Genomic DNA, 12,441 nt, shown 5'->3' with positions numbered 1-12,441 from the left:
AATCAGGCGCCCATCAGCCGCGCCGCATGGAGCGCATGGTAAGTCAGGACTCCCGAACAGCCGGCACGCTTGAAAGCCAGCAGGGTTTCCAGCACCAACGCATCGCGATCTCCGGCCCCAACCGCAGCCGCCGCTTCGATCATCGCGTACTCGCCGCTGACCTGATAGGCAAAGACGGGTACCTGGAAGGCCTCCTTCACGCGCAGCGCGATGTCGAGATAAGGCAGGCCGGGCTTGACCATGACACTGTCGGCGCCTTCGGCGAGGTCGAGCTCAACCTCGCGCAAGGCTTCCTCGGCATTGCCGGGATCCATCTGGTAGGTCTTTTTGTTGCCCTTGAGCAGGCCGCGCGATCCGACCGCATCGCGGAATGGGCCGTAAAAAGCGGAGGCATATTTCGCGGCATACGCCATGATCTGGACGTTGATGTGGCCGCCCCCTTCCAACGCCTCGCGGATGGCGCCGATCCGGCCGTCCATCATGTCAGACGGAGCGATGATATCCGCGCCTGCTGCCGCCTGGTTGAGGCTCTGCCCGACAAGAACGTCGACCGTCGCATCATTGAGGACATAGCCTTCGTCGTCAATCAGCCCGTCCTGGCCGTGGCTGGTGTACGGGTCCAGAGCGACGTCGGTCAGTACGCCCAGCGATTCGCCGCAGGCATCCTTGATGGCCTTGATCGCGCGGCACATGAGATTGTCAGGATTCAGCGCTTCTGCGCCATCCTCGCTGCGGCGATCCGGCTGCGTGTTCGGAAAGAGCGCAATGCAGGGAATGCCTGCAGCGGCGGCTTCGCGCGCGCGCTCAGCCACGAGATCTACCGACCAGCGCGATACCCCGGGCAAGGATCCGATCGGGTCTTCAACGCCGCGACCTTCTGTCACGAACAGAGGCCAAATCAAATCGGCAGGGGTGACAAGCACTTCGCGGTGCAGGGCGCGGCTCCACGCGGTGGCGCGTGTGCGGCGGAGGCGGATGTTGGGATAGCCGGCAGACATGTGCATGTTCTAGGCGCTACCGCCCTATTGGGCAACCGGGCCGACATGCCCGCCTAGCGCGGCGTGCCTACGATGGCACCAGGCCGAACGGAAAGAAGCGCCTGCAGACGCGCCTTGAATGCGGCAACCTGCTTCGGATCCACGGCTTGCGGGCGCTGAACCATCCGGACCGAAAGGGGATCCACTGCCTGCCCGCCACGATAGACCTCGTAGTGGAGGTGCGCACCCGTCGAAAGGCCAGTCGATCCGACATAGCCGATGATCTGCCCCCGTCGGACGGCCATCCCCGGTGCTACAGCTATGCGGCTCATATGGCCGTAGCCGGTGGCAATGCCGCCGCCGTGATCAAGGCGTACGTAGTTGCCATGCCCGCCGTGCCAACCGGCGTATTCAACGCGGCCGTCGGTCACCGCGTAGATCGGTGATCCCCACGATGCTGCGTAATCGATACCAGAATGCATGCGCACGTAGCCAAGGATCGGATGACGCCGCATGCCAAAGCCCGAGGTCATGTGCCCGGCAACCGGCGCGCCGAAGAACCCTGCATTGGTCTGTCCGCCCCCGGTCAGGTCTGCCAGCGAGGTAAAGCTGCCGTCTGGCCCCCAACGCAGCAACTGCGCCCGCGGCTGACCGGAACGAACGACCCCGGCGTAAAGCAGATCACCGGCTGCGCCTTCGCCATCCGCAGCATGCTTGTAGGAGACGACAAGGTCAAAAGTGTCCGTCGGTGCAATCTCTTCGAACGGCAGCACCTGATCGATCGCCCGCAAATAGTCCTGAACCGCGCTTGGCGGTGCACCGGCAGCCCGCGCCGAACGATAGAGGCTCGCGCCGACGAGTCCCTGAACCCGCAGCGGGGTCACATCGATAGCAATAGCCTTGCGAGCGAGGGTCAGGCCGCCAGCTTGCCGATTGATCGACAGGGCCAGATCGAAACGCGGTCGAAACCCGATGGCCATCAGCGGTCGGGGGTCAGACGCATTGCTACGCGCGCCAAGCGTTATGGAAAAGCGGGTGCCCGGTGCAATCTCCGACAAGGGGACCGCACCTGCGATCATGGCTGCGACTTGCCCGGCATCCCCGGAACCAACGCCGGCGCGTTGCAGCATGCGCGGGAGACTGTCGTTCTCACCAATCGTTGCCGATAGCTGTATCTCGGGCCGTTCCGGGGCCGCAGCAAGCCGTGTTACCGCGTCGGTCGCAGCGAAATGGCGCCCCTGCGTAGAACCGGTGGAGAATGATCGCAGCGATTGCGCGCGGAATTCGACCTGCGACGCTTCATCCAGCGCAACCAGCGGCGCTGCCTCGAGCGGCGCGAAACGCGGCCAGAACATGATTGCCATGAGGATGAGGCCGACGAGCAGAGCGAGGCCGCGAAACCATCCGGCACTGCCGACATTCTCGGCAAGATCCGGCGCAAGCGTGCGCCGATCCGCCCAAGCCTCAACGCGGCGACAGAACCGCGTCCACCACTTGGCGAGCGGATGATCGCTCTCACGAAACGTTGGGAGGGGCGGTGGCGGTGCTTCCAGCGGCGGCAGAATGGGTGTCCGGCGAGCAGGCGCCGCGCCGGGACGTGCGCGACCAAAGGTCACGTTCCCGGCCAGCCCCAATTCCTCACGCGGGCCCAACACTCCGGCAGCTTCCCTTTTCAGCGCGGAAACCGACACGCCCGGTCTGGTTTCGCATCGTGCAGACACTGCCACAGCCCTGCACCTTCAAGGTTAATTCAGCGTAAACTGGCTTACGCGGACAACTCCAACGGACTGAAGGGATTTCCAATCCGCTCCGGGCTTACCGGGTTCCGGGCATGGTCACCGGCCGAAGGATTGGCTAACATGGCACCAGTCGGATTCAGCGAGGCGGGGCTGCGGGGGCATGAGCGAAGCACAAGTACTGGGTGATGCCATCGGCGCGGGCCTGACGGCGCGCGCGTTCGAGCCCAACGCTGGTGAAGGCAGCGATGGACATACGCATGAAAGCGCTTGTCTCAATTGCAGTACGCCCCTCATCGGCAGCCACTGCCACAATTGCGGGCAGACAGCGCACGTGCATCGCACGCTCGGCGCGTTCTTCCACGATCTGCTCCACGGCGTATTCCATTTCGAGGGCAAGATCTGGCGCACGCTGCCGATGCTCATCTTCCGGCCGGGGCGGCTGACGCGAGAGTACATCGATGGTCGCCGCGCAAGCTATGTATCGCCATTGGCCCTGTTCCTGTTCAGTGTGTTTGTCATGTTTGCGGTCATCCAGCAGACCAGCGGCGAACTGAACCTGGGCAAGGACGAGCAGGTTCAGATCAATGTCGGGTTGTCCAAAGGGGCGAACGAGGTTGAAAAGTCGCTCAAAGCTTCGCGGGCCAAGCTTGCGGAGGTGGAAGCGAAAGGGGGCGATACGGACGACCTCGAAACCCAAATCGCCCAGCAGGAACGCGCCCTGGCCGCCATGCACCGACTGGGTGGAGAGAAGCTTTCTTCAACCGGCTTTTCGGTTCTCGACAACGTGATCGACGAGACCAAGGCCAATCCCAAGCTGGCGCTCTACAAGATGCAGAGCCACGCCTATAAATACAGCTGGGCGCTTGTCCCGCTTTCGGTCCCGTTCCTGTGGCTGCTGTTTCCGTTCAGCCGGCGCTTCCACCTCTATGACCACACCGTGTTCGTCACCTACTCGCTCAGCTTCATGACGCTGCTCTTCGCGGCCAGCATGGTCGCAGGAGCCGTTGGAGCTCAGCCGTTGGCCGGTCTGCTGGCACTGGTACCGCCAATCCACATGTACAAGCAGTTGCGCGGTGCCTACGGCGTCTCGCGTCCTGGTGCTCTCTTGCGCACCGGGGCGTTGCTGGTCTTCGCTATGACGGCACTGATGATCTACCTGATCTCGATCGCCGCGGAAGCTGGCGCAGGCTGAATACGCGAAACGCTCAGCAATCGAGCACAAAGGGGCCGGCTGCGCGCGCCTCTAGCGCCGCATGCGCTTCCGCCGCTTCGCCAAGCGCAAAACGTCCGCCGAGCGTAAGCGGCAATTCACCTGCCGCAATCGCGGCGAACAGTCTCCCTGATGCGGCCACTAGCGTGTCGCGCGTCGAGATATAGGGCCACAGGAATGGCCGCGAGACTTTCGCGGACTTAGCGCCCAATCGAGAAAGGTCGAACGCCGGGATGGGGCCAGACGCCTGTCCGTAGTGGACAAGGTGGCCCTTGATGGAAAGCGATGCCAGAGAACCCTCGAAGGTATCCGCGCCCACTGCATCGTAGGCCGCGCCCACACCGTCACCCTGTGTGAAAGCCATGACACGCGCAGCGACGTCTTCCTCGCGATAGAGGATAACCTCGTGGCAGCCTGCCGCCTGCGCGATCGCCGCTTTCTCCGGTGATCCCGCAGTGCCGATCACGCGCCCGCCCCTGATGCGAGCCATGCGGGCGACGAGCTGGCCGACACCGCCCCCTGCCGCCTGAACCAGAACCGGCATGCCCGGCCGAACCGGCTCGACCTCGTCAACCAGCGCCTGCGCAGTGAGCCCCTTAAGGAACCATGCTGCCGCGACACCGGAATCGATTCCCTCAGGCACTGGTACGGCAAGGGATGCGCTTATAATGCGCAGGCGGGCGTATCCTCCGTAGTTCCGGGCGATGTAGGCGATCCGATCGCCCACCGCGAAGTCCGTCACACCCTCGCCAATCGCCTCCACGGTGCCTACCGCCTCAAGGCCCGGGATGCCGGGGAGATCGAGGGTGCGGTATGAGCCCGAGCGAACGTAGATATCGTGGAAATTGACGGACGCAGCATGCTGGCGAACAAGCAGCTCGCCAGTCGCCGGCGCAGGCACCTTGATCGGTTCAAGCTTCATTACATCCGGCCCGCCATAAGCGCGGATGACGATTGCCTCACTGGCGGTGCCCATAGAGAAGGTCTGTCCTAGCTTACGCCCCGGCGGGTTGGGGGTCGCCCGATCCGGTGAAACGGCGTCCGGCGCGAGGCACCGTGGCACCCTGCGAGGTCACAGGGCGTGCAGGACCGCTTGGCGCCTCGGGACGATCAAGCTTGCCGTTTTCCATGAGCGCGCGGATTTCCTCGCCGCTCAGGGTCTCGTACTCAAGCAGCGCCTGAGCAAGCAGATGAAGCTTATCCTCATTGGACTTGAGGATATCGGTCGCCCGGGCATGCGCGCCGTCAACCAGTGTGCGGATCTCGCTGTCGATGAGCTTGTTCGTCTCGTCGGACATCATGGTGCGCTGCGAGCCACCCATGCCCAGATAGCCTTCCTGCGCTTCCTCGTACTGAAGCGGCCCCAACTTGTCGGACATGCCCCACTTGGTGACCATGCTGCGCGCCAGGCTGGTGGCATACTGAATGTCGGAAGAGGCGCCGGAGGAGACCTTGTCGTACCCGAAGATCAGCTCTTCGGCGACGCGACCGCCCATGCTCACCGAAAGGTTCGCGTGCATCTTGTCGCGGTGGTAGGAATAGCTGTCCCGCTCGGGCAGACGCATAACCATGCCGAGAGCACGGCCACGAGGGATGATGGTGGCCTTGTGGATCGGATCGGACGCAGCCTCGTTGATCGAGACGATAGCATGCCCGGCCTCGTGATAGGCGGTCATCTTCTTCTCGTCGTCGGTCATCACCATCGAGCGGCGCTCCGCGCCCATCATGACCTTGTCCTTGGCGTCCTCGAATTCCTGCATGGCGACCAGCCGCTTGTTGCGGCGGGCGGCCAGCAGCGCCGCCTCGTTCACGAGATTGGCAAGGTCCGCCCCCGAAAAACCCGGGGTGCCGCGCGCAATCACCCGTGGCAGCACGTCAGGAGCAAGCGGCACCTTCTTCATGTGCACGCTCAGGATCTTCTCGCGACCATCGATATCCGGGATCGGAACGACCACCTGACGGTCAAAGCGGCCGGGACGAAGCAGCGCGGGATCGAGCACATCCGGCCGGTTGGTTGCGGCAATGATGATGATGCCCTCGTTCGCCTCAAAGCCGTCCATCTCGACAAGGAGCTGGTTGAGGGTTTGCTCGCGCTCATCGTTCGAATTGCCAAGACCATGGCCACGGTGGCGGCCGACCGCATCGATTTCGTCGATGAAGACAATGCAGGGCGCGTTTTTCTTCGCCTGATCGAACATGTCACGCACGCGGCTGGCGCCGACGCCGACGAACATTTCTACGAAGTCCGAGCCGGAAATGGTGAAGAAGGGAACACCGGCCTCGCCAGCAATCGCGCGCGCCAGCAAGGTCTTGCCAGTACCCGGCGAGCCCACCAGTAGTGCTCCCTTGGGAATCTGGCCGCCCAGCTTGGAGAAGCGGCTCGGATCGCGCAGGAACTCGACGATTTCCTGCAGTTCCTCGCGCGCTTCGTCGATGCCGGCTACGTCATCGAAAGTGACCTTGCCGGAACGTTCGGTCAGAAGCTTGGCCTTGGACTTGCCAAAGCCCATCGCACCGGAACCGCCACCCTTCTGGACCTGCCGAAGCGCGAAGAACGCCACACCGAGGATGAGAAGGAACGGCAATGACTGCGCGAGAATATAGAGCAGAAGGTTCGGCTCCTCCTGCGCCTTGCCCGCATAGCGGACGCCATGCTCCTGAAGGAGTTTGGTCAGTTCGACATCGCCTGGGACCGGGACAGTGCTGAATTGCTGATCGTTCTTGAGCGTGCCGTTGATCCGGTCTGGCCCGACCTGCACTTCGCGGACGCTATCCTGAACGACACTGGCACGGAAATCGGAATAGGGAATCATCGTACCGGCCGGATCGGTGCGCGTGTTGAACATTGACACGACAAGCAGGAGGGCAAGGAAGATGCCACCCCAGATCAGGAGGCTCTTGATCCAGGGATTGCCCTGCGGCTGGTCGTCATTCATGGCGCGGCTTTCGATCCGGGATGATTTCTGTCCATCCAATGTAGGACGCCCATGGGGAATGGCAATATAACCCGAGGTGCGAATTTCTTGCCCCTAGGGACTTCCCGTTGACGGATCGGCTAACTGGCGCGGTTTTGGCGCAAGTGCGAACCGCCATTCGGATTTACGGCCATCGCCTCGCACCCCGGCCAGCGTGGCAATCCCACCATCGCGGAGGCGATCGTGCCAACGCGCGAGGGCGTTTCCGCGTGGCCTACCGATCCCAAAGTCTTCGACAATGCGCTCAAGCACCCTCAGCGCCACAGACCTTGGCACATCATCCGGATCCCAATACCGGATACGCCCCTCTGCTCTGACTGTGGCAAAGCAGCGCGCGGCTGCCCATTCAATGGCTTCATCCGCTTCGGCAAGATGCCGCGCGCTGGCAGCGATGACCAACGGATCGAGACCCTGGTTGCGGCTCAGCTGCGCACGCAATCTGGCTCGCTCGAAACGGACGTCACTGTTCGAGGGATCAAGCACGGGTTCGATGCCGGCTCCGGCAACAATCCTGGCCAGATCGCTTCGGCGCCAGCCGAGCAGCGGACGAAGCAGACGGCATTGCTGCTCTCCGGGCAGCGGAGAACTGGCTCGCATGGCCGCAAGACCGCGAACGCCAGCTCCGCGTGACAGTCGCATCAACAGCGTCTCGGCCTGATCATCGGCATGGTGAGCCGTTACGAGGGCGCCCAGCCCATTCCGGATGGCCCACTGGCCCAGTACGGCATAGCGGGCCTCCCGCGCGCGCTCCTGCAAGGCAGGCCCCGGGGAAAGCGCAATGGTCAGCGTTTCGTGCTGAATGCCGCGCGCTTCGCACAACCTCGAGACATATCGTGCCTCGGCAGCGCTTTCCGAGCGGAGACCATGGTCTACGGTTGCGGCCATGAAAGAGCCCGGAAGTGCGGCTTGCGCAAGCAGCAGCAGGCCAAGGCTATCCGGCCCGCCCGATACAGCAAGGCCTACCGGCTCCTTCCCGGGCCAAATCGCGTTCCAATCCGCAGAGAAGCGGGTTTCTTGCGCGGTATCAATTGCAGACTACCGGCTTGGTCGCCGCCTCGTATTGCGACTTGAGCCGCCCGGCCAGTTCCGACGGATAAGTCTGGCGGAACTCCGCGAACGCAACACACGCGCGCTTCTCCTCCTTGAGCCGGCTCATCGCGACCCCAAGATAGAGCAAGCTGTCCGCCGCCCGATCACCCTTGCGATCGGACTGATAGTTCTGGAGGAAATACTGCGCAGCAGTCCCGGGCTTTCCATCGTCCAGATAGGCCCGCCCGAGCAGATTTCGGGCATAGCTGATGCGAGCATGGCGCGGATACTGCTGCACCACGCGCAGCAGTTGCTGTTGCGCCTCGGGGAAGAACTTGGCTTCCCACAAACGGTAGCCGTAAGTGTATTCATCCTCGCCCTTGTCATCGGTCGAGGGCTTCTCGATCGCCATGACGGCCGCCACGCGATCGGGTGACGCCTCGGGCTTCACAGCCTCAAGCTTGGCAGTCACAGGTTTCGGGGCGGGTTTCGCTGGCGCCGATGGTTCTGCTGCTGGCGTTTGCGCTGCAGCTGCCGGAACTGACGAGGGCTGCGGGGTAGCAGTTGTTGCCGTCACCGCCGCAGACCCGGCCGTTTCAAGCGCAGCAAGTCGAGCATCAACCTTGGCAAGGTGATTCTGGTTTTCCTCGGTCGCTGCGGTCAGCCGCTGCAACTGCGCTTCCACAGCGTCCATGCGCGTCAGCAGGTCGGTCACGGCAGTCGGTGTTGGGGCAGGCGGAGTGGCACCCCCCGTGGGCGGGGTAATCTCTGGCCCGAACGTCTTGCCCGCACCGTCCGGAAAGACCTTGCGTTGCACCGCCCGGAGCTCGGCCTCGATCCGCTTCAAGCGAACATCGGTGCTTTCCGGTGCGGATTGCGCATGGGCAGAGGGCTGGTATCCGAATGGCCCAAGCGTTGCCGCGAGGGCAACGAGAGCCAGGGCCATCGCCGAACTTTTGCGGCCAGAGCCAAACATGATCTTCATTGTCACTCCCGTCGGATCATCGCGTCTTCCATGCGCCGCCTTGCGGTGCGCACGCAAGCATCTGGACGAGAATTGGTTGCCCGATCGATGGGTTTCTCACAGTTCGCCGCTATTTTTCGGGGCATCGCTGCGAAGTGGCGCACCGCTCGCTACTGCTCCCGATGCTGGCGCTGCCGGGCGGGCGCGCAGGCTGATCCCATCGACCGGCACGTCCTTCATCACTCTCTCGGCCTCGGCAAGGCGCGGTATCTGCTGGCCCGCGACCGTGATCGCAAGGGCGTCAGGCCGGCCGGTCCACAGCTTGGGCTCCACTGCATCGCCGGGAATGGTGTAACTTTCGCCCTTGGCAAGCTGCTTTTGCATCAACTGCTTGCCCTGCCCATCGTAGAACTTGACCCAAATGCCCTGTTCCAGCGCCGTGAAGACCACCGGGCCATTCGCCGACGGCTGGGCACCGGCTGCCTGCGGTACCGGGACCGCATTCCGTACCGGATCCGGCGCCGGTTGCTCGGGCGCGCTGACGAGCGACGGCAACGACACCGCCGGCGCATAATAGCTGCGCCAGAAAATCCCGCCCATCGCGAGAATGCCGCCTACGAGCAAAAGCGCGAGCCAGCCCACGAGTCGGGAAGGTGTCTTGGCAGGATCGCCAACCTCGAACTGGTTGAGCGTTTTCGGCTCGACGCGGGGAATGCTGCCCTGCAGTTCCAGCCGGACTGCATCGGCAATCTCGGCATCGCCAAGCCCAACGACACGCGCATAGGCCTTGGCAAAACCGATCGCATAGGGCCGACCTGGCATCGCGCTGTAGTTGCCTGCCTCAAGCGCCTCGATATGGCGAAGCGTAACACGCGTGCGAAGCGCGATGTCAGCGGTACTCAGTCCAAGCGCCTCACGGGCAGCAACGAGTCGAGCGGAAACGCCGGCTTGCGCATTGTCACCCATGTGTGAGCCCGGCGAAGTCAATTCCGCTCCGGAGCCAGCCGGTTCATGCGAGTGGTCAATCGAGACCCTGTTGCGATCGCCGTCCTTGGCCACGGCGTAGCTCCCGTCGTTCATTGTTGTTCCGGGTATTCTCTATCTGGATGCGAGCCCGTGCGGAGGCAGCATGCCCACAGCCGAAAAGTCAATAATTTTGAGTCTGTAACGGCATGATGTGACGCGTTGATGCGATGAGTTCAATCGTAGTCAATTCCACGCGCGGTAGCCCACGCAGCGATTTCAGCGCGCAGATTGGCGGGCGGACTGGCGAGCCAGCCTTCCATTGCCGCCTGGATGGCAGGTAGCTCGACCTTTCGGACAAGCTCCTTGATCGGCCCGACAGCAGCCGGCGTAATCGAAAGCCGGGTTATGCCGATCCCGAGCAGGGCAAGTGCCTCGAGCCGGCGGCCGCCCATCTCGCCGCACACGGTAACATCGGTGCCCGATGGAGCCACGGTCAGCACGACGCGGCGCAGAAACCGCAAAATCGCGGGAGAAAGCCAGTCATACCGTTCTGCAAGTTTCGGATTGGCGCGATCGGCTGCAAAAAGAAACTGGGTGAGGTCATTCGTTCCGATCGAGAGGAATGACAGCCTCGGCGCCAGCACATCGAGGCATTCCGCCAGCGCCGGCACCTCTAGCATCGCGCCATAACGTATCGCATCGGGCAGCAGCTTCTTCTGCTGCTTGAGGAACGTAAGCTGGCTCTCGAACACGGCACGTGCCGCATCGAACTCCCACGGCTCGGTGACCATCGGGAACATCACATTGAGGGTGCGTCCGCCAGCGGCTTCCAGTAGCGCGCGTGCCTGCACTTTGAGCAGGCCCTCCCGCTCTAGGGCCACACGCAGCGCGCGCCATCCCATGGCCGGGTTCTCTTCGGTCTCGCCATCGTTGTGGCGCAAGTAGGGAAGAACCTTGTCACCGCCGATGTCGACAGTGCGGAACACGACCGGCCGATCGCCCGCCGCATCTAGCACATCGCGGTAAAGTCGAGTCTGGCGCTCACGCGCGGGGAGAGTTGCCGAAACCAGGAACTGGAACTCGGTCCGGAACAGACCGATGCCATCCGCCCCGGTCAGGTTGAGCATCGGCATATCATCACGCAGGCCGGCGTTGATCATGACCCGAACGCGCTGGCCATCTGCCGAAACCGGTTCGATATCGCGCATGGCCGCATACAACGCCTGCCGTTCGCGATTTCGCGCAAAGCGCGCCTCAAATGCCTCGATGAGGGTAGGCGCAGGCCGAACATCGACGACGCCCTGGTCGCCGTCGAGCAGGAGGTGATCGCCCTCACGAACCTTTGCGCGGAGCGCCCGAATGCGCCCGACGACCGGGATGCCCATGGCCCGCGCGACGATGACCACGTGGGCCGTCAGCGATCCTTCCTCCAGGATCACACCCTTGAGGCGCCGCCGATCGTATTCCAGCAGCTCGGCCGGGCCGAGGTTCCGCGCGATCAGGATCGCATCGCCCTTGAGCCCGAGACTGGCCGCCGTCCCAAGCTGGCCGGAAACGATGCGCAGCAGGCGATTGGACAGATCCTCCAGATCGTGCATGCGATCCGCCAGCAACGGGTCGTCGATCTGGCGCATGCGCATGCGGGTACGCTGTTGCACTCGCTCGATTGCCGCCTCTGCGGTGAGACCCGAATCGATCGCTTCGTTGATCCGCCGGCTCCAGCCCTCGTCATAGGCAAACATGCGATAGGTCTCGAGGACCTCCTCATGCTCTCCGCCCATGCCGAACTCGGCCTGGCTCGCCATCCGGTCGATCTGCTCGCGCATCTTGTCGAAGGCGAGATAGACGCGCTGGCGCTCCGCCTCGGTGTCTTCCGCGACGACCTGTTCGATGGTCACGCGGGGCTGGTGGAACACCGCAATTCCGCTGGCGAGACCCTTCACCAATGTGAGGCCAGTGATCCGCTCGTGACCGGTCAGGTGCGCGTCCGCGCCCAGAACATCTTCCTCGTCGATCAGGTCTGCGTTGGCGATAAGCTCGGACAGCACCATTGCCACGGTCTGGAGCGCCTCGATCTCCACTTCTTCGTATCGCCGCGGTTCGACATGCTGCACGCCGAGGACGCCTACGGCACGCGCACGGCGAACGATCGGTACGCCGGCAAACGAGTGGAAACGTTCCTCACCGGTTTCAGGGAAGAACGCGAAGTCAGGATGAGCCGCCGCCTCGGCAAGATTGAGCGTTTCGATGTTCGCGGCGATGGTGCCGACCAGGCCTTCGCCTACCGCCATCCGCGTTACATGGACGGCCGCCTGATTCAGACCGCGCGTTGCGAACAACTCAAGCATACCTTCGCGCAACAGATAGATCGAGCAGACCTCGCTGTTGAGCTTGTCGCCAATGATGTCGACGATCTGGTTGAGCTTCGCTTGGGCACCGGCGCGCGATGCCATGACATCGTGAAGCGATGTCAGGATCGCGCGGGCAGCGGCAGCAGCGGTGATCATGGGTGAAGGCCTAGCGCAGACAGGGCGGTTTGCAAACTGCGCCGCCTTAGACGTTCATGAATTCGTATCCGGCC

Annotated in this window: 9 protein-coding genes; 1 reads left to right on the top strand and 8 read right to left on the bottom strand. The window is 63.1% G+C overall.

Annotated features, from left to right (window positions below; translation table 11 throughout):
* Positions 1-2 precede the first annotated feature (2 nt).
* A complete protein-coding gene (gene hemB / locus ACO056_RS02820; RefSeq protein WP_421851508.1) occupies positions 3-998 on the bottom strand; it encodes a porphobilinogen synthase in 996 nt (331 codons plus the stop codon).
* A 53-nt stretch (positions 999-1,051) separates the two neighbouring features.
* A complete protein-coding gene (locus tag ACO056_RS02815; protein WP_421851505.1) occupies positions 1,052-2,593 on the bottom strand; it encodes a M23 family metallopeptidase in 1,542 nt (513 codons plus the stop codon).
* A gap of 283 nt (positions 2,594-2,876) precedes the next feature.
* On the opposite strand from ACO056_RS02815, the gene ACO056_RS02810 reads away from it, so the two are divergent.
* Positions 2,877-3,908: a DUF3667 domain-containing protein gene (locus tag ACO056_RS02810; protein ID WP_421851502.1), complete on the top strand. Its 1,032-nt coding sequence runs from the start codon at positions 2,877-2,879 to the stop codon at positions 3,906-3,908.
* A gap of 13 nt (positions 3,909-3,921) precedes the next feature.
* Here ACO056_RS02810 and ACO056_RS02805 read toward each other — a convergent pair whose 3' ends face one another.
* The 6 genes from ACO056_RS02805 to ptsP all read right to left on the bottom strand — a co-directional run bounded on the left by ACO056_RS02805 (position 3,922) and on the right by ptsP (position 12,367).
* A complete protein-coding gene (locus tag ACO056_RS02805; RefSeq protein ID WP_421851499.1) occupies positions 3,922-4,902 on the bottom strand; it encodes a quinone oxidoreductase family protein in 981 nt (326 codons plus the stop codon).
* Between the two features lie 19 nt (positions 4,903-4,921).
* Positions 4,922-6,862 (bottom strand): ATP-dependent zinc metalloprotease FtsH, encoded by a 1,941-nt coding sequence (ftsH, locus tag ACO056_RS02800; protein WP_421851495.1) that lies wholly within the window; start codon positions 6,860-6,862, stop codon positions 4,922-4,924.
* A gap of 93 nt (positions 6,863-6,955) precedes the next feature.
* The gene (gene tilS / locus ACO056_RS02795; protein WP_421855264.1) at positions 6,956-7,885 is read right to left on the bottom strand and encodes a tRNA lysidine(34) synthetase TilS; all 930 of its coding nucleotides are present in this window, start codon (positions 7,883-7,885) and stop codon (positions 6,956-6,958) included.
* A gap of 40 nt (positions 7,886-7,925) precedes the next feature.
* A complete protein-coding gene (locus ACO056_RS02790; protein ID WP_421851492.1) occupies positions 7,926-8,915 on the bottom strand; it encodes a tetratricopeptide repeat protein in 990 nt (329 codons plus the stop codon).
* A 96-nt stretch (positions 8,916-9,011) separates the two neighbouring features.
* The gene (locus tag ACO056_RS02785) at positions 9,012-9,974 is read right to left on the bottom strand and encodes a helix-turn-helix domain-containing protein (RefSeq protein ID WP_421851490.1); all 963 of its coding nucleotides are present in this window, start codon (positions 9,972-9,974) and stop codon (positions 9,012-9,014) included.
* A 119-nt stretch (positions 9,975-10,093) separates the two neighbouring features.
* A complete protein-coding gene (gene ptsP, locus ACO056_RS02780; RefSeq protein ID WP_421851487.1) occupies positions 10,094-12,367 on the bottom strand; it encodes a phosphoenolpyruvate--protein phosphotransferase in 2,274 nt (757 codons plus the stop codon).
* Between the last annotated feature and the right edge of the window lie 74 nt (positions 12,368-12,441).

Origin of the sequence: Novosphingobium sp. (genome assembly GCF_965228995.1) — a bacterium.
Lineage (GTDB): Bacteria > Pseudomonadota > Alphaproteobacteria > Sphingomonadales > Sphingomonadaceae > Novosphingobium.
This window is presented reverse-complemented; position numbering and strand designations above follow the sequence as displayed.